Source organism: Kosakonia sp. YIM B13571 (assembly GCF_042788095.1).
GTDB lineage: Bacteria > Pseudomonadota > Gammaproteobacteria > Enterobacterales > Enterobacteriaceae > Kosakonia > Kosakonia quasisacchari.
The window spans coordinates 61,282-80,611 of record NZ_JBHZPL010000014.1 but is presented as its reverse complement, the minus strand read 5'-3'; the positions used below and the strand labels follow the sequence as shown (position 1 = coordinate 80,611).

The 19,330-nt window shown below is 53.9% G+C and carries 19 protein-coding genes; 5 read left to right on the top strand and 14 right to left on the bottom strand.

Annotation, left to right across the window (positions count from 1 at the left end):
- The first annotated feature begins 56 nt into the window (after window positions 1–56).
- Entirely contained in the window at window positions 57–944 is an 888-nt protein-coding gene (locus ACFX4O_RS22185; RefSeq protein WP_380211220.1) for a LysR family transcriptional regulator, read from the top strand.
- A 301-nt stretch (window positions 945–1,245) separates the two neighbouring features.
- On the opposite strand, the gene mutS is transcribed toward ACFX4O_RS22185, so the two are convergent.
- Window positions 1,246–3,807, bottom strand: coding sequence for a DNA mismatch repair protein MutS (mutS, locus tag ACFX4O_RS22180; RefSeq protein WP_380211222.1), 2,562 nt, complete (start codon window positions 3,805–3,807; stop codon window positions 1,246–1,248).
- A gap of 158 nt (window positions 3,808–3,965) precedes the next feature.
- The gene (locus ACFX4O_RS22175) at window positions 3,966–4,505 is read right to left on the bottom strand and encodes a carboxymuconolactone decarboxylase family protein (RefSeq protein WP_380211224.1); all 540 of its coding nucleotides are present in this window, start codon (window positions 4,503–4,505) and stop codon (window positions 3,966–3,968) included.
- A 121-nt stretch (window positions 4,506–4,626) separates the two neighbouring features.
- Here ACFX4O_RS22175 and ACFX4O_RS22170 point away from each other — a divergent pair, with 121 nt between their 5' ends.
- Entirely contained in the window at window positions 4,627–5,559 is a 933-nt protein-coding gene (locus tag ACFX4O_RS22170) for an AraC family transcriptional regulator (protein WP_380211226.1), read from the top strand.
- Between the two features lie 77 nt (window positions 5,560–5,636).
- Here ACFX4O_RS22170 and ACFX4O_RS22165 read toward each other — a convergent pair whose 3' ends face one another.
- The 5 genes from ACFX4O_RS22165 to ACFX4O_RS22145 form a co-directional block, all read right to left on the bottom strand.
- Window positions 5,637–5,927, bottom strand: coding sequence for a putative quinol monooxygenase (locus ACFX4O_RS22165; protein WP_131408675.1), 291 nt, complete (start codon window positions 5,925–5,927; stop codon window positions 5,637–5,639).
- Window positions 5,928–6,042: 115 nt separating this feature from the next.
- Complete coding sequence (locus ACFX4O_RS22160; RefSeq protein ID WP_380211228.1) at window positions 6,043–6,978, bottom strand: GlxA family transcriptional regulator; 936 nt, start codon at window positions 6,976–6,978, stop codon at window positions 6,043–6,045.
- 11 nt (window positions 6,979–6,989) lie between these two features.
- Window positions 6,990–8,189, bottom strand: a complete 1,200-nt coding sequence (locus tag ACFX4O_RS22155; RefSeq protein ID WP_380211319.1) for an MFS transporter — start codon at window positions 8,187–8,189, stop codon at window positions 6,990–6,992.
- 39 nt (window positions 8,190–8,228) lie between these two features.
- Window positions 8,229–8,990 (bottom strand): SDR family oxidoreductase, encoded by a 762-nt coding sequence (locus ACFX4O_RS22150; protein WP_380211230.1) that lies wholly within the window; start codon window positions 8,988–8,990, stop codon window positions 8,229–8,231.
- 28 nt (window positions 8,991–9,018) lie between these two features.
- Window positions 9,019–9,834: an SDR family NAD(P)-dependent oxidoreductase gene (locus ACFX4O_RS22145; RefSeq protein WP_380211231.1), complete on the bottom strand. Its 816-nt coding sequence runs from the start codon at window positions 9,832–9,834 to the stop codon at window positions 9,019–9,021.
- Between the two features lie 214 nt (window positions 9,835–10,048).
- Between ACFX4O_RS22145 and ACFX4O_RS22140 the strand changes: the two genes are divergently transcribed.
- A complete protein-coding gene (locus ACFX4O_RS22140) occupies window positions 10,049–10,372 on the top strand; it encodes a hypothetical protein (RefSeq protein ID WP_131408685.1) in 324 nt (107 codons plus the stop codon).
- 525 nt (window positions 10,373–10,897) lie between these two features.
- Window positions 10,898–12,436, top strand: coding sequence for a carbohydrate porin (locus ACFX4O_RS22135; protein WP_380211234.1), 1,539 nt, complete (start codon window positions 10,898–10,900; stop codon window positions 12,434–12,436).
- A gap of 42 nt (window positions 12,437–12,478) precedes the next feature.
- Here ACFX4O_RS22135 and chbG read toward each other — a convergent pair whose 3' ends face one another.
- The 7 genes from chbG to ACFX4O_RS22100 all read right to left on the bottom strand — a co-directional run bounded on the left by chbG (window position 12,479) and on the right by ACFX4O_RS22100 (window position 18,675).
- The gene (gene chbG, locus ACFX4O_RS22130) at window positions 12,479–13,237 is read right to left on the bottom strand and encodes a chitin disaccharide deacetylase (RefSeq protein ID WP_380211236.1); all 759 of its coding nucleotides are present in this window, start codon (window positions 13,235–13,237) and stop codon (window positions 12,479–12,481) included.
- A gap of 12 nt (window positions 13,238–13,249) precedes the next feature.
- Entirely contained in the window at window positions 13,250–14,605 is a 1,356-nt protein-coding gene (locus ACFX4O_RS22125; RefSeq protein WP_380211238.1) for a 6-phospho-beta-glucosidase, read from the bottom strand.
- Window positions 14,606–14,659: 54 nt separating this feature from the next.
- Complete coding sequence (gene chbR / locus ACFX4O_RS22120; protein WP_380211240.1) at window positions 14,660–15,502, bottom strand: transcriptional regulator ChbR; 843 nt, start codon at window positions 15,500–15,502, stop codon at window positions 14,660–14,662.
- A 10-nt stretch (window positions 15,503–15,512) separates the two neighbouring features.
- The gene (gene chbA, locus ACFX4O_RS22115; protein WP_131408694.1) at window positions 15,513–15,860 is read right to left on the bottom strand and encodes a PTS N,N'-diacetylchitobiose transporter subunit IIA; all 348 of its coding nucleotides are present in this window, start codon (window positions 15,858–15,860) and stop codon (window positions 15,513–15,515) included.
- 47 nt (window positions 15,861–15,907) lie between these two features.
- The gene (chbC, locus tag ACFX4O_RS22110) at window positions 15,908–17,266 is read right to left on the bottom strand and encodes a PTS N,N'-diacetylchitobiose transporter subunit IIC (RefSeq protein ID WP_020455001.1); all 1,359 of its coding nucleotides are present in this window, start codon (window positions 17,264–17,266) and stop codon (window positions 15,908–15,910) included.
- 81 nt (window positions 17,267–17,347) lie between these two features.
- Complete coding sequence (locus tag ACFX4O_RS22105; protein ID WP_017459242.1) at window positions 17,348–17,668, bottom strand: PTS sugar transporter subunit IIB; 321 nt, start codon at window positions 17,666–17,668, stop codon at window positions 17,348–17,350.
- Between the two features lie 329 nt (window positions 17,669–17,997).
- Window positions 17,998–18,675: a type 1 glutamine amidotransferase domain-containing protein gene (locus ACFX4O_RS22100; protein ID WP_131408698.1), complete on the bottom strand. Its 678-nt coding sequence runs from the start codon at window positions 18,673–18,675 to the stop codon at window positions 17,998–18,000.
- 379 nt (window positions 18,676–19,054) lie between these two features.
- On the opposite strand from ACFX4O_RS22100, the gene ACFX4O_RS22095 reads away from it, so the two are divergent.
- Window positions 19,055–19,312, top strand: a complete 258-nt coding sequence (locus ACFX4O_RS22095; protein ID WP_131408700.1) for a YdgH/BhsA/McbA-like domain containing protein — start codon at window positions 19,055–19,057, stop codon at window positions 19,310–19,312.
- The last annotated feature ends 18 nt before the right edge of the window (window positions 19,313–19,330 follow it).

Below are 19,330 nucleotides of genomic sequence, written 5' to 3'. Positions count from 1 at the left end.
AAACGGCGTACCGGGCGATATACTGTCAAAATTATTTTTACAATGATGGAAACCCGATGCTCAATTTATCGCGTATGGCTATCTTTGTTGCCGTGGCCGATACCGGCAGTTTCACCGCTGCCGCCGCCGCGCTTGGGCAAACGAAAGCAGTGGTCAGCTTCAATATCCGCCAACTGGAAAACGAACTTGGCGTCACCTTATTGCTGCGCTCAACGCGGCGGTTAACGCTAACCGATGCGGGCAGTTTGTTTTACCAGCGCGGTGTTGAGTTGCTCAACGCTGCAGAGACCTTGCAAGATGATGTCCGGGCGAGCCACGTCGGGTTATGCGGCGAGTTGCGGATCACCAGCACACCGGAGTATGGCGCAAAGGTTGTAGTGCCAGCGCTGGCGGCGTTTGCAAAGTTGCATCCTGGTTTGCGTATCCGCCATGTGGCGTCGTCTCAGCATAATGATTTGATTTCAGAACGTTTTGATGTGGCGATCCGCTTAGGATCGCTGGCAGATTCGCGCTATCACGCAGCATTGATCTCCCGCTTCGCGATTGTGCCAGTGGCAACGCCCGAATGGCTGAGCGCCCATCCTGTGACTTCGCTGCAATCGCTGGCACAAGCGGAGTGGATCATTCACGAGCGCTTAACCGCACCGCTGCGCTGGCAAGTTACCGATGCCCACGGGCACAGCGAAACGCTGGACATCACCACGCCTGCACGTTTATCCGCAGATAGCGCGCAAGCGTTAATGGAATTCGCGTTGGCCGGTTGCGGCGTGGCGTTATTACCGCTGTGGCTGGTGCAAACGGCGCTGGACAGTCACCAGCTTGTTCATCTGTTACCGGAATACCGCTTCGCACAGCAGGGCGTGTATGCCGTCTATGCGGATGCACAGCATCTTCCGGCCAAAGTCCGTGCGTTTGTTGATTTTTTGCGTGCTCGTCTGGCTTAGCGCTTAACGCATTGTCGCGCACTTAAACGGCCTGAAAACGTGGCATTCAAAATCTGCACGTAAACGGATCGGCACCGTCAATAAGGCGCGAAACATCCTATGTCCATCCAGGCGAGTGATCGCCGGTAAAAGGTGGCTGGGCGACGGTTCAGCCTGATCATCGCGAACTGCGGCACCGTTCCAGACGAGCGTCTCGCATGACGTCGCAAGGTTTTGATACTGCACCGCCGGTGCCGGAAACGTCGCCGTGGCTGGCGGATAAGTGAAAATCCCTCTCCCGTTCAGGGAGAGGGAAGAGGTGTTACAGCAGGTTTTTCAGACGGTAGATCCACTCCAGCGCCTGGCGCGGCGTTAGGCTGTCTGGATCGAGGTTTTCCAGCGCTTCAACCGCCGGGTTTGTCTCTTCCGGCGCTGCCAGTAGCGACATTTGCGTGCCGTCGATCTGTGTGGCTGCCGCGCTCGGCGACAGGCTTTCCAGCTCGCGCAATTTACCGCGCGCCCGCTTGATCACCTCTTTGGGTACACCCGCCAGCGCGGCGACAGCCAGGCCGTAACTTTTGCTGGCTGCGCCATCCTGCACGCTGTGCATAAAGGCGATGGTATCGCCGTGCTCCAGCGCATCAAGATGCACATTCGCCACGCCTTCCATTTTTTCCGGCAACTGAGTCAGCTCGAAATAGTGGGTGGCAAACAGCGTCAACGCTTTGATCTTATTCGCCAGATTCTCCGCACATGCCCACGCCAGCGACAGACCATCATACGTCGATGTCCCGCGGCCAATTTCGTCCATCAGTACCAGGCTGTTTTCCGTGGCGTTATGCAGGATGTTCGCGGTTTCGGTCATCTCCACCATAAATGTGGAGCGCCCGCTGGCCAGATCATCCGCTGCGCCGACGCGGGTAAAGATGCGATCGATTGGCCCGATCTCCACTTTTTGCGCCGGAACATAGCTGCCGATATAGGCCAGCAACGCAATCAGCGCGGTCTGGCGCATATAGGTACTTTTACCGCCCATATTCGGGCCAGTGATGATCAACATCCGCCGCTGCGGCGACAGGTTCAGCGGGTTGGCGATAAACGGCTCTTTCAGCACTTGCTCAACCACCGGATGGCGGCCTTCGCTAATGCGAATGCCCGGTTTTTCGCTAAAGGTCGGGCAGCAATAATTGAGGGTGTATGCACGTTCCGCCAGGTTGACCAGAACATCCAGTTCAGCCAGCGCCGAGGCGCTCTGCTGCAAATCCGCCAGATGCGGCATCAGCAGGTCGAACAGTTCGTCATAAAGCTGTTTTTCCAGCGCCAGCGCTTTGCCTTTTGAAGTCAGAACTTTGTCTTCGTACTCTTTCAGTTCCGGAATGATGTAGCGCTCAGCGTTTTTCAGCGTTTGGCGGCGGACATAATGAATCGGTGCCAGGTGGCTTTGCCCACGGCTGATCTGGATGAAGTAGCCGTGGACAGCGTTATAGCCCACTTTCAGCGTATCCAGCCCAAGCCGCTCACGCTCGCGGATCTCCAGTCGGTCGAGATAATCGGTCGCGCCATCAGCCAGCCCGCGCCACTCATCCAGCTCGGCGTTATAACCCGGCGCAATGACGCCGCCGTCTCGCACCAGCACCGGTGGCGCTTCAATGATGGCGCGCTCCAGCAGTTCGCGTAACTCGACAAACTCGCCCATTTTTTCACGCAGCGCCTGTACCGGTGCGCTGCCGATATCCGCCAGTTGGCTGCGCAGTTCCGGTAATTGCTGGAAAGCGTAACGCATACGCGCCAGATCGCGCGGACGGGCAGTACGCAGCGCGAGTCGCGCCAGAATACGCTCCAGATCGCCCACCTGGCGCAGCACCGGTTGTAGCTCGCCGGTGTGTTCCTGCAACGCGCTGATGGTTTGCTGGCGCTCGGTCAGCACTTTCGTATCGCGCACCGGCATATGTAGCCAGCGTTTGAGCATGCGGCTGCCCATCGGCGTGACGGTACAGTCGAGCACCGACGCCAGCGTGTTTTCGACACCGCCCGCCAGGTTCTGGGTGATCTCCAGATTTCGGCGCGTCGCGGCATCCATAATGATGGTGTCCTGCTGGCGCTCCATGGTGATGGAACGAATATGCGGTAGGGCGGTGCGCTGCGTGTCTTTCACATATTGCAGCAGGCAACCGGCGGCGCACAGGCCGCGCGGCGCGTTCTCGACGCCAAAACCGACCAGGTCGCGCGTGCCGAACTGCATATTCAACTGCTGGCGCGCGGTGTCGATTTCGAACTCCCACAGCGGGCGTCGGCGCAAACCACGGCGGCCTTCAATCAGCGCGGTTTCCGCAAAATCTTCCGCATAGAGCAATTCCGCCGGATTGGTGCGTTGCAGCTCGGCGGCCATCGTGTCGCGATCCGCTGGTTCACTAACGCGAAAACGCCCGGAACTGATATCCAGCGTTGCGTAGCCAAAGCCTTTGCTGTCCTGCCAGATGGCGGCGAGAAGGTTGTCCTGGCGCTCCTGCAACAGCGCTTCATCGCTGATGGTGCCGGGGGTGACAATGCGCACCACTTTGCGCTCTACCGGCCCTTTGCTGGTGGCCGGATCGCCGATCTGCTCGCAAATCGCCACCGATTCACCCAGGCTCACCAGCTTCGCCAGATAGTTTTCCACCGCATGATACGGCACACCCGCCATCGGAATCGGCTCACCGGCAGACGCGCCGCGTTTGGTCAGTGAAATGTCCATCAGCTGCGAGGCGCGCTTAGCGTCGTCGTAAAACAGCTCGTAGAAGTCGCCCATACGGTAGAACAGCAGAATATCCGGGTGCTGCGCTTTCAGCTTCAGATACTGCTGCATCATGGGCGTATGTGCGTCGAAATTGTCGATAGTACTCATCGGTCAGTGATGTCCATTATCGTGAAATGTATGAGTGAATCTTTTGTTGTTCTGGTTAGCGATCACTCTGCCAGGGCAGCATGATAACGAAGTCTGAGGGGCTGGGAAACAGGAAGGGAAAACCTGGCTTCCTCACCATGCGGGAAGCCAGTGGAGCGTTACAGTGCGGCGGCTTTCGGGAAATCCACAACCGTGTCGTTGACGCGGTTGATCATATTGGTAAACAAAATAGCGCTGATGGCGCTGATTATCTCGACAATCTGACGATCCTCAAAACCGGCGCTGCGCAGCGATTCGACCTTTTCCGCCGGCAGTGTGCCGTGCGTGGTGACCACGGTTTTAACGAATTTCAACAGCGCGTCAATGTGCGCATCTTCCGGGAATTCGCCACGGCGCAGCTGTTGCGTTTGCTCTACGCTATAACCCGCCATTTTTCCCGTTAATGTATGCGCGGCCAGGCAGTAGTCACAGCCGGAAATTTCACTGACCAGTAAGTTGATTGCTTCCAGTTCTTTTTTATTCAGCGTACTTTTTGCCAGTGCGGCATTATGTTGTAACGCCTGAGCAAGCATATCCGGGGCAATGCCAATGGTCTGGTAGGCATTAGGTACTTTACCCATCGCTTTCTTAATGGCACCGAAAAGATCGGCGGTTTTATCGGTGGCGTTTTCGGGTTGAATGGATGTTAAACGGCTCATGATGATCTCCTGTCAGTGTATGGGTCCGCCGTATTGGCGATGTGCTCATAATAGGGAGATAGCTTCCGGGTAACCGTTATACATCGTCTCTATTTTTTGTCTTATCGTCTCAGAGGGAAATATGGATAGCCTCAGCCAACTGCTTGCGATGCTGGCGCCAACCTGCGCTGTGAACCTTCATTGTCGCTTTGCTGGTCGCTGGGAAGCCGGTCATGACCAGCTTGCGCCTGGCGTGGTGCCCTGGCATGTGGTTTTACATGGTGAAGCGAGGCTGGTGGTAGAAGGCAGAAATGTGGATGTGCGCGCGGGCGATGTGCTCCTGCTTCCCCACGGTTCGCCGCATCTGCTCCAGAGCCTGGTCGAATGGGGGCAGGTGGTTCCGGCGTTAAAGCATGACAACGGTATCCTGACAGAAGTTCGAAGCCCGGCGAAGGGGGCAGCGGTGGAAGTGCTGTGCGGTGAATTTGATTTTGGCCCGCACAGCGGCTGGTTGTTTCCCCATGAAAGCCACCTTATCCATCTGCAAACGAACCACTGGCAAGCGTGTCCTGAACTGGAAATGTTGCTGATGATGCTGGTGCGAGAAAGTCTCGGTTCGTTACCGGGGAATGCGACGATTGCCAAAGGGCTGGCCGATACGCTGCTGGCGCTTATCTTGCGCCTTTTACTCTCGTTACATGAGCCGCCCGCCGGCTTGCTCAGACTGATGAGCAATAAACGGCTTGCCCCCGCGTTACTGGCCGTCATCGCCGATCCTGCGCATCCGTGGACAATGGAAACGATGGCCGAGCGGTGCTTTTTATCCCGTGCGACATTTGCCCGCTATTTTGCCCGCAGCTATCCGCTTACGCCGCAGGCGTGGCTTTCCCAACTGCGCATGGCGATCGCTTCGCAGTTACTCATTACGCAAATGGGTTTAACTGTTGACGCCGTTGCCGAACGATGCGGGTTTCTCTCGCTGTCCTCTTTTTCGAAAGGATTTAAACGGCTGTATGGCGTGAGTCCTGCGCAATACCGAAAGCGCCGCACCCATCTGCAAACGCCTCAGCCATAGCGTCTGTAAATGCAAAAACGGGCTGGCAAAAATCGCCAACCCGTTTAAAGAGCCTGCTACAAGAAAATATTCAACGGTTAAGCACCACTGCTCAGGGTCATGACGTTAAGGTCGGCGAGCCCGTCAATGGCGCCCACTAATGCCCTGAATGGCGCGGCCTGACTGTGTTGCTCCAGCATTTTTGCCGATGCCCAGCGCTCAATCATCACGAACTGGTGGTTGTTTTCACGGTTGACATGCAGCTGATAAGAGAGACAACCCGGTTCACCCTGCACGGCTTGTTCAACGGTTTTAAGCGCCTGAGCCACTTTTTCACGGCTATCGATATGGGCGGTAATGGTCGCAACAACCGTTACGGTATCACTCATTTTATGCTCCTGATTTCATAAGAAAGTTCAGGTCAGTCTACGCCGCCTGCCAGCATAAAAAACCCGTTTTTGGCATTAGCTCTTTCACCGCAGGAATGAAAATCAGCATGAAACCTTAGCGGCCGGTGCGTAGCGACTGCGGCGGGATACCGTACCCACGTACGAAAACTTCCCGCATATGGCGACCATCGCGAAAACCGGCTTCACGGGCAATCGTATCCAGCGAAAGCCGGCTTTGCTCAATCATCAGCCTCGCTGCTTCCAGCCGTAATCCTTCAATCGCCTTCGCTGGCGATTTGCCCGTCTCCTGGCGAAACAGGCGACTGAGCTGGCGGGCGCTCACGTGAACCGTATCGGCCAGCAGCTCCACCGTCAGCGCTTTTTTCAGATTATTGCGGGCGTATTCCAGCGCACTTTGCAGCCGATCCGAGCGTGGTGCCAGCGTCAGCATTTCAGAGTGCTGCGTCTGTCCGCCGGAACGGCGTTGATTCATCACCAGCCGGTGCGCAACGACACGTGCTACCTCGGCACCCAGATCTTTTTCCACCATGCCGAGCGCCATATCCAACCCGGCCGTCATTCCGGCTGACGTCCAGATGCGATCATCAATGATAAAAATGCGATCGTCTTCAAGTTGAACGTCCGGATGTTGCAGCTCCAGGCTTCGGGCGTGCGCCCAGTGCGTAGTGGCGCGCTTTTTATCCAGCAAACCCGCCTGCGCCAGCACAAATGCGCCGGTGCAGATCCCCGCGATGCGGCGCGCCTGTAGCGCGGTGGTTTGCAGAAAGTGAACGATGCCAGCGCTGGCCGGTTCATCCACGGGCGACAGCACACCCGCGACCAGCCATGTATCGATTTGGGTGACGCTTTCCAATGGCCGGGATTCGACGCCAATGCCGGATGAGGAATAAACGGTGCCGCCAAACTCTGAGTAGACCGTTGGCTGATAAAGCGCTTCACCGGCCACTAGGTTGGCGAACTCAAACACCGTCAATGTGGACAGCGCCAGCATCTGAAAATGGTCGGAAATAAGTAACCCAATTTTGTGCATCGCGACACCCTTTAACATGCGTTGGCGGCCGGCAAAGCCCGGCTCCGAACGCGTAATCGTTCAGAGATCCATAAACTGATAAGCGCCAATAGTAAAAACAGGACTGCGCTTAGCATCACACCATAAAAGCCGAACAGCGGATAGAGCCATGAAGCGACCGCCGAGCCAAAACCAATGCCGCAAAACATAAACGCGCTGGTCAGGGCGAGCGAGATGCCGCGCGTCGACGCCGATGCGATTTCGACAATCCGCCGCTGCTGGGTTGGCCACAGAAGATCGGTAGAAAATGCCCACAACACCAGTAACAAATAGAGCAACGCCAGCTTACCGGGCAGGATCATAAGCAGCAGCATATCCAGCACCAGCATTGTGATGCCCACGACCAGTAACCGTTCGGCGCTATAACGGCGTGCGGCGCGGCCAACAAACAAGTTCCCCAAAATCCCGGCAACACCAATCACCGTCAGCGCCACCGAGACGCTGGCGGTATCGCCTTGCCAGCGATCGCGGATCATCGGCGAAATAAAGGCATACATGTCATACACACCGGAGGTGATGAAAAAGACCACCAAAAACGCCGCCAGCGATTTGCCATCCATTAACACCTGTCCCACCTGGCGTAAACGGATATCCACCCCTTTAACGATATTGGGCACCGAGAACCAGACGGCCAGCGCGGTCAGCACACTCACCAGCGCGACAAGTGCAAATAACGCTCTTGCCCCCCAACCATTCGCGATCCACGCCGCCAGCGGAATACCCACCATGCTTGCCATGGAGACGCCAAGCAGGATCGTGGCAATGGCGCTGCCACGTTCATGTTGCGTGACAAGTTCCGCGCCGAGCGCCACCAGCACCGGGCCAATCAGCGATGCGCCCAGCCCCATCACCACGCGGGAGATAACCAGCGCGGTGTAATCGGGGGCGATGGCGAAAATAAATGCCCCGAGGCCGAACACCAGCATCCCGGCCAGCACTTGATATTTGCGCATCACATGACCCAAAAACACCTGCGCCAGCGGTGCGCTGATGGCAAAGGTCAGGCCGAAAATAGCGAGTAAACGCGCGCTTTGACCATCACTCAACCCCCATTCATGGGAGATGGCGCTCAGGCTGCCCGCTACCGATAGCGCCCCCGTTGCCTGAATAAAATACGCCAGGCTCAGCGCCCACAACGCGCGTCGTTGCGTCAGAGATAATCGATTATTCATCATTCACTCCCGCAGCGGAGCCGGAGCCCCACTGTTTGATCATGCAACAGGGATCGGGTTGTCCACCATCGCCTGGTTAAAGGCGTTGATCATCTCATGTTCGTTCGCGCCAGGGTTGTCGCGCGCGGGCAGCACGCTATCGACAATGGCTTCAATGGTATCGGTGCCCAGCTTGTCGAAGGTCTGCTGGATAAAGTCCGGCAACGGCATCGCACGCGTGTCGCCACTTTTATAGATCAGATCGGTATCGACCCACGGCGGCGAAATTTCGATAACCTTGACGCCAAAATCCTTCAGCAGGAAGCGCTGGGACAAGGTGTAAGAGTGGATAGCAGCTTTGGTCGCCGAATAGAGCGCGTTACTGACGAGAGGTAAGAACGCCAGAATCGAACTGTTATTGATAAGTACCGCGTCCGGCTGTTGTTTCAGATGCTCAATAAATGCCGCGCTTACCCGCACCGGGCCTAACAAGTTGGTGTCTAACAGCATGGTGGCCATCGCATCATCAAGCTCACCGGCGGGGTCGTCGAACGGCATAATGCCTGCATTGTTGATAACTACGTTTAGCGCCGGGTAGCGCGAAAGTACCTCTTGCGACGCCGCTTTGATGCTCGCGGCCTGCGTGACGTCCAGCACCACGGAATCCATGCCTGGGTTCGCTTCTGTGACGCTGTCCAGCAGCGCTTTTCGCCGCCCGGAGATGATCACTTTATTACCCAACTGGTGAAATTTTTCCGCCATCGCGCGGCCAATGCCTGAAGTGCCGCCGGTAATAAAAATCGTATTGCCTGTCAGTTTCATAAAAAAGCCCTCTGTTTGAAATGGATGTTCAGTGCGTGGTAGCCGGGCGGTAGCGCTCAGCCGGTACGTTACTGGAGAGGTTGGGCAGCATGGCCTGTCGGCGTTGTTCCATTGCCTGCCAGTCCGCGTCGTTGTGCAGTGAGGGGATGGTGACGAGTTCACCCTGCGCGAAGCCAACCAGTGCGGCGTCAACCAGGTCGTAAGCACTCATCACTATGGATTTATCCAGCTGTTCCAGCGGCAAGCCACCGTTATCCCAGAAAGGCGTTGCTGTTGCGCCGGGTAACACGGCCTGGATCTGAATGCCTTTCTCCGCCAGTTCATGATGCAGCGACTGGCTAAACGCCAGCACAAAGGCTTTCGTCCCGCCGTAGACCCCGTTCAGCAGTTCCGGCGCGATGCCGACAATCGAGGAGATATTGATAATGGCGCCTGCGCCGCGCGCCACAAAACCGGGAACGACCGCGTATGTGAGGCGGGTCAGCGCGGTGACGTTGAGGTTAATCATCGCCTCCATCTGATCGACATCGCTGGATAACAGCGGTGTGTGTGTCCCGACGCCGGCGTTGTTCACCAGCAGCGTGATGCTGGCATCTTCACGCAGCTTCGCTTCCAGCGCCCGCAGTTGTTGGGCGTCGTTTAAATCGGCGGCGACGGCTTCCACATTGCGGGCGGTATCTGCCGTGATGTGGCTGGCCATCTGGTTCAGGCGGTTATGGTTACGGGCGACGATAATCAGGTCATAGCCCATTCTGGCCAGGCGGTTGGCATAAATCGCGCCAATACCGGTTGATGCGCCGGTGATAACAGCCGTGCCTTTGTGAGGTTGTGTAGCGATGGTCATGCAAGATTCCTTAGGTCAGCAATGGATGCGATGGAAGCATCATAAGCAAACCCTGAATGTCTTAAATGACGTTTATAGGCGTGATTCAGGACATTTCGTAACGCGTGTCGTCGTACTGTTTCCACAGCAAGCCTGAGGCGTGTCGCGTGCTCTTTTCAAAGGACAATCGGAGAGTTGTCTACGCTTAAAAGAAACAGCATGGTGAGGAGCGCGGATGAGCAAGAAGATTATGCAGGAGTACCTGGTGCTGGGCGGCAAGCATCATGGCGAGGTGTGGCGCGGTGTTTACCCGGCCATGGGGTTGAACTTATCAAAGCATGATGAGCGTTACGGGCAATTTTTCGACCGGGAAGGGCAGCAGAAAATTGAGCTGTCACGCAAGGAGCAATATTTCATCTCTGAATGGATCTCCCCGCAAGGCCAGACTTTTTTGTTAGCCACGGCGGAGGAACTCACGGAATTTGATATTGAAGAGGAGATTGAACGGATTACGCCGCCGCTGCGTCCGCTTGATGGCGCGGTAGAGGACTGGGTTTAAGCATGAGCAACATAAATCCACGGTGGCTCGTGGATTTTTAAGGATGGATGTGCCAACTACTGCTCAGTTATCCCTATTCTTTACTCCAGTATGCGGGTTATATTTTCCTGGTATTTCATAAAGACTCTATAAATCCTTCGCGTAACGTAATGTATTTATCACTATTATTAGGTGAGCCTTTTAAATGACAGGCTAATAATAAAATGAAAATTTAGGATTATATTATTTAGTATTAGGAATACCGCTTACAGAGCAATGTAATATCGATCTGTTTTCGTATTAATTCTGCGAGATAGATCAAATAGAGGGAAACTGTTGGTGGACACAAATATTCGCTCTGCACGACTATTGTTGTCGATGTAGAGCCTCTGCGTCATCTCCAGGGAATAATTGAGATAATTATTAGAAATTTGCTTATTAAGCGTTCTCCCGCTTCTTCATGGTTTTTATTTGTGAAGAAGCGGATTTATTCGCGTAACGCACGCCACTAACTTATTTGCTTTCTATTTACAAAGGGAATTTTCAATGAAAAAAACATTGCTTGTGCTGTTGATTTCGGCCGTTTGCGGTAATGCCTGGTCGCAAAGCCTGACGGTAGAACAGCGCCTGGCGCAGCTGGAAAAACAGTTACAGGAAAATGCCGTTGAATTGTCACAGACCAAAGCGGCATTAAAACAGTATCAGGAAACCGAATCGGAAAATAAAACTAATAAACTTGTGACGACTGTCATTAATAAACAAATGACAAATAATGCCGCAGCGGAAAAAACAGCACCAACGCTGAAAGAGATTAGCGATTTTGTCAAAGAAGATATCGGTTTTACCTATTCCGGCTATCTTCGTTCCGGTTGGGGTGCCGCCAGTCATGGATCGCCACAGCCTTATGCCGTTGGATCGGTCGGGCGTTTTGGTAATGAATACTCCTCGTGGTTTGATCTGCAATTCAAACAACGCGTCTATGACCAGAATGGGAAAACGGCTCATGCGGTGGTGTTGTTCGACGGCAATGTCGGTGAGCAGTATGGCGACGCTTGGTTTGATAAAGATGCCGAAAGTCGGCTGCAATTTTCTGATATTTACCTGACCACCAAAGGGTTTCTTCCGTTTGCGCCAGAAGCAGACTTTTGGGTCGGTAAACACAACTTACCGAAATATGAAATCCAGATGCTGGACTGGAAAAGCCATCTGACGGAGAGCGGTGCGGGCGTGGGCATCGAAAACTGGCAGCTCGGCGTGGGCCAGCTCAATGCCGCGCTGGTGCGACAGGATTTGAATGCTCATGCGGTGAGCTACCCTGCCGCCAGCGAGGCGCTGCAGGTGAATACCAACACGCTCGATGTACGCTACAACAATATCCCGCTGTGGGATAACGCGACGCTGGCTCTGCTTGCCCGTTATTCAGTGGCAAACAAATCCGACACCTATAAAAACCGTGAGGATAACGGCAGCTACTACAGCATTAAAGACGCGTGGCTGGCCGGTGTGGTTGTTCGCCAGGAGCTTAGTGCGGGCGGTTTTGAGGAGTTTACCGTGCAGGCGGCGGATAACTCGCTGGCCAGCGGTTTTGCTCAGCCCTTTGGCCCCAGCCCAACGTATGGTTTTGGCGACAACTATTACGGCGAGCACAGCTATGGCAAAGCGTTTCGCCTGATCTCGCAGGGTGAAGCGTATCCGTTCTCACAAGTGGTAATGGCACATGCGCTGATCTACTCGGCGGGTAACGATATTTACAGTTATGACACCGGTGCACATACGGATTTTCACAGCTTGCGTGCGGTGGTGCGCCCGGCGTGGATTTGGGACAGCTACAACCAGACCGGGGTTGAGCTGGGGTGGTTTAAGCAGACCAACAAACAACAGGGCGTGAATTACCATGAGCAGGGTTATAAAACCACGCTTTACCATGCGCTGAAAGTCGACACCAGCCTGCTGGCCTCGCGGCCGGAGATCCGTTTTTATACGACCTATATTCGCGCGCAGGATAACGGCATCAGCCATTTCCAGTTTGGCGATCAGAAAAAGGATCAGCTAGCGGTGGGCGTTCAGGCCGAAGTGTGGTGGTAACAGCTCAAAGTTGCGGCGCAAAGGCGCGCCGCAACGCGTGGGTTAAATATCCGCAAAGCTCCCCAGGCGGTAGCCTCGCTCGGCAATCGCATATTTCAACGACAGCGACGTCAGCACCTCCAGCTCCGCTAAGCGTGGGTAACAGTAGCTGCTCTGACGCACGGTGTTATCAATAAACGCCGGGTGGCACATGATCTCCAGCGAGGTTTCTCCTCGGGCAGTAGACGCATCCAGCGCCTGTAAAAAGAGCGCTTCGGAAATCGCTTCGCCGTAAAACTCACTGCTAAAACCGTGTGTCGTGCGCAGTGTGTCGGGTAGCGCGAAGTCTGGCGGCAAAGCGGGGCGATCGATGCGCAGCGCCACGCCGCGCTGCGCGGCGAACTCAGCGACGATGGGCAGGATCTGCGGGATCATATGCACATGGTGATGGCTGTCCAGATGCGTCGGCTCCCGGCCAAACAGGGCGATAAACCGTTGATACTGTGCTTCCAGCTCATTGGTTATCTCTTCCAGCGGCAGCGTATCTTCCTGCGCCATCTGCCAGATCCATTTTCCCAGTCGCCCGTCACGCGCAAGGCCGGGCATCGGCGTCAGCGGTTTGCCTAACGTCAGCACAAAGTGCATACCGACACCGAGCAAGGGTTCGCACTGACACAGCCCGGCAGCGTGTTCTACGGCATCGCCGTTGACCAGCGCGGTCGTTGAAGTGACTACGCCATGACGAAAGCTGTCAATAATGCCGTAGTTCTGCCCTTTGCTGAGGCCAAAATCATCCGCGTTAACAATCAGTAAGCATTCCATAGCTTGCCCCGGTTAGTGATGTTCAGCTTTCAGTTGTGCAAGGGTATTGGCAAAGTTTGGCAGCCACTTTTCATGAGCGAGGAGCATTTCACGCGCCAGAATTTCCGCGTCGCGATCGGAGTGGATCAGCGGACTAAGGCTCAGCGCCAGCAAGACATCATTCAGCTCGCCGCTGAGCGCCGCTTTGCTGGCCGCCACTTCAAAGCCTTTAATGGTGTAGATAAGCCCCAACACTTTCTCATCAAAGTGGGTCACGCGCGGGTGCGGTGTCGCGCCGTTGCGCCCCAGCGTACAGGTCATCTCTACCGCCCAGTCAGCCGGGATATTATCGATATGCCCATGATGCGGAATATTCACATAGTGCTCGGTTTGCTTATCGTTATAGATAGCGTTGATCACTTCGCAGGCCGCATCGGAATAGTACGCGCCGCCGCGCTGTTCAAGCTCTTTCGGTTTCACCTTCAGCTCAGGATCTTTGTACAGCTCAAACAGTTGTTTTTCGACTTTCTGCACCACCTGCGCCCGTGCGCCGCCTTTGTAGTACTCGCCCATCTCAATCGCCAGCATCTCTTTTTGCTTAACGTAATAGAGCAGATAAGAGCAGGGCAGCAGATTGAGCGAGCGGATCAACCCTTCGCTAAACGGCAGGTCGAAAATGTTCTTCACCGAGGAGGCTTTCAGCTTGCCGGAAGCCACACCGTCGAGCAGCTCCGCAAAGCGGGACTGACCATTCACCAGCACATCTTTAATAAACACCATGTGGTTAAGGCCAAACAAATCCATGGCGACATCATCGCTGCTGCTCAGGTGCAGCACGTCATGAATAAACATCTTCATGCCGACCGGAATATTGCACACGCCGATAAACTTTTTAAAATCGGTGTGGCGATACACCGCTTCTGTGACCATTCCAGCCGGATTAGTGAAATTAATCACCCACGCATCCGGGCAGATTTCCTCCACATCTTTAATGATGTCGAAAATAACCGGAATGGTGCGTAACCCTTTAAACAGCCCGCCCGCACCGTTGGTTTCCTGGCCCAGATAACCGTGACTCAGCGGAATGCGCTCATCCAGTTCGCGGGCTTTCAACTGGCCGACGCGCAACTGTGTGGTGACAAAGTTCGCCTCGTGCAGCGCTTCGCGGCGGTTCAGCGTTTTAAAGAGTTTTAGCGGGATACCGGCTTTATCAATCATGCGCTGGCAAAGATCGAAAATAATATCCAGCTTCTCTTTTCCGTCCTCAACATCGACCAGCCATAATTCCGAGACCGGTAACTCGTGGTAGCGCTTAATAAACCCTTCCAGTAATTCCGGGGTGTAGCTGCTACCGCCGCCAATGGTGACGACTTTTAATTTCTGGTTCATGATTTCTCCCTTCGTGTCAGACACGGTGGTGTAAAACGTTCAGCCCGCTCGCCGTTACTGGTTGATTATCGTTAACCTTTTTCGGTAGCTATTGGGGGTGAATGAGGTCATTTTCTTGAATGTTTTAATAAACAGGCTTGGGCTGCTGTAACCCGACTCATAAGCAATATCGGTGACCGAATAGTTAGTCATTTCCAGTTGCTTCTTCGCGAAATCAATGCGGATTTCATTAATAATCTGCATCGGCGTTTTGCGGTAATAGCGGCGGGTGGCGCGGGTCAGATACTCCTGCGATTTGGCCGCCAGTTGCACCATATTTTCCAGCGCGTTTTCGCCAAACTGCGTTTTATCGTGCATCGACTCGATCGTGGTTTTTAACCACTGTGGTGTGTCATCCACCACCTGTTCTTCACGGTAGTGGCGCAGACGGTTGATGACATAAAACGTCACCGCCTCGATAAACTCGTCCAGCCCGGTTTCACGGAAATTGAGTGACGCGATAACGGTTTCCACATAGCTCAGAAAAGCGCTGCTGACGCGGTATGCCTGCGAGGCGACAAAACAAAATGGCAGCAGGGCGAGATAATGCTGTTCAAAAAAACGTTTACTGATCCCCACATTGAGAATGCGCGTCGCGCCAAATTCATAGAAACTTTGGTGGTGCGAACCCAACGGGATAAAGACAAAGTCACCGCGTTCAAGCAGCACGCGCTTACCGTTGATCTCCTGGTAATAGCGACCGGTTAATACCAGCGTGAACTCGTAATAGTCGTGCTGATGCAGCCCGCTGGCACTCTCCGTTTTGTTGTAGATAAACACATGGAAATTTTTACCGTTAAACAACTGCTGTTCGTGAACGGTTTTGATTCCCAGCGTGTTGATCAAAGGCTGCATCATTAACTCCTTGTTATTTCAATTTTTCGTGAAGCTCAATCAGTTCCGTTATCAGCTCGCGCGCCAGCATTGACGTCATCAGATGATCCTGCGCATGCACCAGCACCAGGCTCATTTTCACCCGGCCTTCGCCCTGATCGCCCTCAATCAGTTTAGTCTGCACCAAATGTGCCTCATTGAGCGCCAGCCTTGATTGCTCCATTAGCGCTTTTGCACCGTCAAAATCACCCTGTTTAGCCTGCTTCAGCGCGGTGTACGCCAGGCTGCGCGCATGCCCTGAGTTGATGATTAAGCCCATCACCACTTCTTCCAGCTCATCGGCTGGGGTGGTGCTCTCCAGGACAGTGTCGAGATCGAACATATGTACTCCTCGCGTGGTTTCCGGCGGAGCAACACCGCCGGGTTCGGTCAGAATTTCAGTGCATTAGCGATATCTTCTTCGCTCTCTTCCTGCTCAATAGCGTTCTGCGCTTTATTGGCAACCATCACGAACGGCAGGTAAACCAGTGTGGCAATGCCTAAGTTGAACAGCGCCAGCAACAACGCGGCGATGCTGCCGTTAGTATTAAAGAATGCGCCCAGGCCGGTTGGCATCGTCCACGGTGCAATGTTGGTGATCGGTGGAATAAAGCCGGTGTAGTAGGCCAGCAGCGTAATGGCGGCAAGTATCGGCTGCACCAGAATGAAGGGGATAAACATCACCGGGTTCATGATGATCGGCAGGCCGAACAAAATCGGTTCGTTAATCTGGAACAGGCCGGAGGGCAGACCCAATTTCGCCACCTGGCGGTAATCCGCGCGGCGTGAAGCGAGGAAGATGGCAATAATCAACCCCAGTGTTGCGCCGCTGCCGCCGAGGAAGATATAGGAGTCGAGCATCGGTTTCGCCCAGACATGGAACGTTTTACCCGCTGCCAGCGCCGCTTCAACCGAGCCATATTGTTGATAGACAGAAATATTTTCCAGCGCCCACGGCGTCATGATGCCGCTGTCCAGCGCAGTCAGCGCCAGCGAACCGTGAATGCCGAAAAACCACAGCAGCGGCACAAACAGCACATATGCCCAGCCGACCACACTGCCCAGCGAAGCCAGCGGCGTGGAGATGGTGTCCATAATGATTTGATGGAAATTGGTGCCGTAGTGATTCAGCGCCCAGGCGATAATTCCCATAATCGACAGAATAATAAAACCGGGGATCAGCGCGGAGAACGAGCGCGCCACCGAAGCCGGCACACTGTCTGGCAAGGTAATCACCCAGTTGCGGCGCACGATAAAGGTGAACATTTCCGCCACGGCCAGGCCAATGATAATCCCGGAAATAATATTCGCGCCGCCTAACCAGTTTGCGCCAACGGCGTAAGATTCACCGACGCTATACGGCGTGACGGTCATAAAAGCGGCAATCGATAACAACCCTGCGGCCAGCGCATCCACTTTGCGCTCTTCCGCCAGCGCCATACCGATAAAAAAGGGTGCCATCAGCGACATAATGCCCAGCGTGCCGTTATACACATTGCCGCCGATGCCTTTAAAACTGTTCAGCGTCTCAATGGTTGAGGCATCCAGCCGAATGCCTAACGAATAAAAAAACGATCCTTCGCCAAAGCTCAGGAACACGTTATTAATTAAGACAAACATCGCCCCTGCGAGGGTTAATGGCATTAAGCGGATAAAACCGTTTTTAATGGCGTTAACATGTGGCTGTTTGCCGATTTTTACCGCAAAAGGCACCAGTATCTTTTCAAGTGAAGCAATAGCATTACTCATAGAAAAATACCCTTAAATACCGCAATGCAACATTGCGGCGAATGTGTGGGATCACTGTGTGATAAGCGAACGCAACAGCGTTTAATTGGCAGCGGCTTTTTTTATTGCCGCCACGGCGGCCTTCAGAACACCTAAACCATCGACTTTGCCGTACAGCGAGGCGTCGATTACTTCGACAGGCTTATTGGGAAGCAGACGCTGGATATCCGGTAACATCCAGGCGATTTGTGGGCCTAACAACACGACATCGGCCTGCGGACCTTTTTCACTGGCGAGCGTCTCGGGAAATGCTTCAATAATGACCGGGACTTCATATTTTTCCGCCTGGGTGCGCATCTTCGACACCAGCAATGACGTCGACATGCCCGCAGAACAAAACAGGTAAATATGTTTCTTTTCCATAAAAACGACCCTCATTGTCCGATGATCCGCCAGCCAGACTCGTTTATCTCTCTTCATGCTGGCGGTGCGCCTAACCTAAATGACTTTTTTCTTCGGCTGAAACAAGTATACGGGAGGGTTATTGGTGCGGGTATTTCATAAGGCTCCAAAATTGTCTCTGGTTGACCTGGTGCTTTGCGGGTCTTCACATTTTGGGCAATTTATCGTTAAAGAGGTGGGTCTGGTGGGAAGAAGGGCGGTTCAATTATTTCCGGATTACCCGGTGTAGCGGCGCAAAAAGAGGCTGCGAGGAGCCGCCATTACGCTGCAGGTAATGGCGGCAACAGCAATTAACTCAGCATGGCGACTAACGCTTTCGCCACGGCTTCAGAACTGGCCGGGTTTTGCCCGGTGATCAGTTTGCCGTCTTCGACGACGAACGGTGCCCAGTTCGGCCCTTTGTCATACTTCGCGCCGAGCGCTATCAATTCGTCCTCCACCAGAAACGGCACCACATTGGTCAACTCAACATCTGCTTCTTCGCCGTTGGTAAAGCCGGTCACTTTACGGCCTTTTACCAGCGGTTCGCCGGAAGTGGTTTTCACATGACGCAACACACCCGGCGCGTGGCAGACGAAACTCACCGGTTTACCGGCGCGCTCGAACGCTTCAATCAGCGCAATTGAGGTACTGGATTCCGCCAAATCCCACAGCGGGCCGTGACCGCCGGGGTAAAAGACAGCGTCAAAATCGTCGGCGCGCACGCTATCCAGCTTGACGGTGTTAGCCAGCGCTTGCTGTGCGGCCGGGTCGGCTTTAAAACGGTGGGTCAGCTCCGTTTGAAAATCCGGCAGATCGCTTTTCGGATCCAGCGGCGGCTGGCCACCCGCAGGCGAGGCGAGCACAACCTCTGCGCCCGCGTCTTTGAACACGTAATAAGGGGCGGCGAACTCTTCAAGCCAGAAGCCCGTTTTTTTGCCGGTATTACCCAGTTCGCTGTGGGATGTCAGCACCATTACTATTTTCATGTTACCTCCGTCGTGATGCGTTATCAGCGGCATTGCCGTTGCCATACTGAATGAATAAATCGCTCAGTAAGCATAGCGATGAATATCGGGTTTACCGGGATTGTCGGAAAACTCCGGGTATAAGCGTTACAGCATTCACACTTTATTACACGGAGCTACATCAATAATTACTTTCTTCAATAATTAGCGCCAGCGCTGGCGAATATTTAACCGTGCATTGCTGCCATTTTTTATTTATTCCAAGAAATGTCTAATCCTGTAAATAACGCCAGTCTGACAAACTTGTTATAAAACTGTCAGCCACTGGTCAGCATGTGCTGCGTAATATTGCTTACGTTGAAACATGATTGTCAAAACCTCTTTTATGCGGAGCTTTATTATGAAAAACATTATTAATACTGTGCTTGCTGCAACACTGTTTAGTGCAATCTCTTTCGGTGCTTTTGCCGCGCAACCGGTCACCGATGATAGCGGCCTGGTGCCGATGGGCACCATTTCAATTGCCAAAGCCGATACGGTTTCGGATCTCGAAGCGCAAGTTCAGCAAGCCGCTGCAAAAGATAACGCGAAATACTATAAAATTATCTCCGCCGGTGGCGATGAGTATATTTATGGTAATGCGATTTTGTATAAATAATAGCGTGCAATTAACCCC

Bases quoted from the DNA above. Each gene is read 5' to 3' on its own strand.
- ACFX4O_RS22185 (WP_380211220.1), top strand. From the start codon at position 57: ATGCTCAATTTATCGCGTATGGCTATCTTTGTTGCCGTGGCCGATACC.
- mutS (WP_380211222.1), bottom strand. From the start codon at position 3,807: ATGAGTACTATCGACAATTTCGACGCACATACGCCCATGATGCAGCAG.
- ACFX4O_RS22175 (WP_380211224.1), bottom strand. From the start codon at position 4,505: ATGAGCCGTTTAACATCCATTCAACCCGAAAACGCCACCGATAAAACC.
- ACFX4O_RS22170 (WP_380211226.1), top strand. From the start codon at position 4,627: ATGGATAGCCTCAGCCAACTGCTTGCGATGCTGGCGCCAACCTGCGCT.
- ACFX4O_RS22165 (WP_131408675.1), bottom strand. From the start codon at position 5,927: ATGAGTGATACCGTAACGGTTGTTGCGACCATTACCGCCCATATCGAT.
- ACFX4O_RS22160 (WP_380211228.1), bottom strand. From the start codon at position 6,978: ATGCACAAAATTGGGTTACTTATTTCCGACCATTTTCAGATGCTGGCG.
- ACFX4O_RS22155 (WP_380211319.1), bottom strand. From the start codon at position 8,189: ATGAATAATCGATTATCTCTGACGCAACGACGCGCGTTGTGGGCGCTG.
- ACFX4O_RS22150 (WP_380211230.1), bottom strand. From the start codon at position 8,990: ATGAAACTGACAGGCAATACGATTTTTATTACCGGCGGCACTTCAGGC.
- ACFX4O_RS22145 (WP_380211231.1), bottom strand. From the start codon at position 9,834: ATGACCATCGCTACACAACCTCACAAAGGCACGGCTGTTATCACCGGC.
- ACFX4O_RS22140 (WP_131408685.1), top strand. From the start codon at position 10,049: ATGAGCAAGAAGATTATGCAGGAGTACCTGGTGCTGGGCGGCAAGCAT.
- ACFX4O_RS22135 (WP_380211234.1), top strand. From the start codon at position 10,898: ATGAAAAAAACATTGCTTGTGCTGTTGATTTCGGCCGTTTGCGGTAAT.
- chbG (WP_380211236.1), bottom strand. From the start codon at position 13,237: ATGGAATGCTTACTGATTGTTAACGCGGATGATTTTGGCCTCAGCAAA.
- ACFX4O_RS22125 (WP_380211238.1), bottom strand. From the start codon at position 14,605: ATGAACCAGAAATTAAAAGTCGTCACCATTGGCGGCGGTAGCAGCTAC.
- chbR (WP_380211240.1), bottom strand. From the start codon at position 15,502: ATGATGCAGCCTTTGATCAACACGCTGGGAATCAAAACCGTTCACGAA.
- chbA (WP_131408694.1), bottom strand. From the start codon at position 15,860: ATGTTCGATCTCGACACTGTCCTGGAGAGCACCACCCCAGCCGATGAG.
- chbC (WP_020455001.1), bottom strand. From the start codon at position 17,266: ATGAGTAATGCTATTGCTTCACTTGAAAAGATACTGGTGCCTTTTGCG.
- ACFX4O_RS22105 (WP_017459242.1), bottom strand. From the start codon at position 17,668: ATGGAAAAGAAACATATTTACCTGTTTTGTTCTGCGGGCATGTCGACG.
- ACFX4O_RS22100 (WP_131408698.1), bottom strand. From the start codon at position 18,675: ATGAAAATAGTAATGGTGCTGACATCCCACAGCGAACTGGGTAATACC.
- ACFX4O_RS22095 (WP_131408700.1), top strand. From the start codon at position 19,055: ATGAAAAACATTATTAATACTGTGCTTGCTGCAACACTGTTTAGTGCA.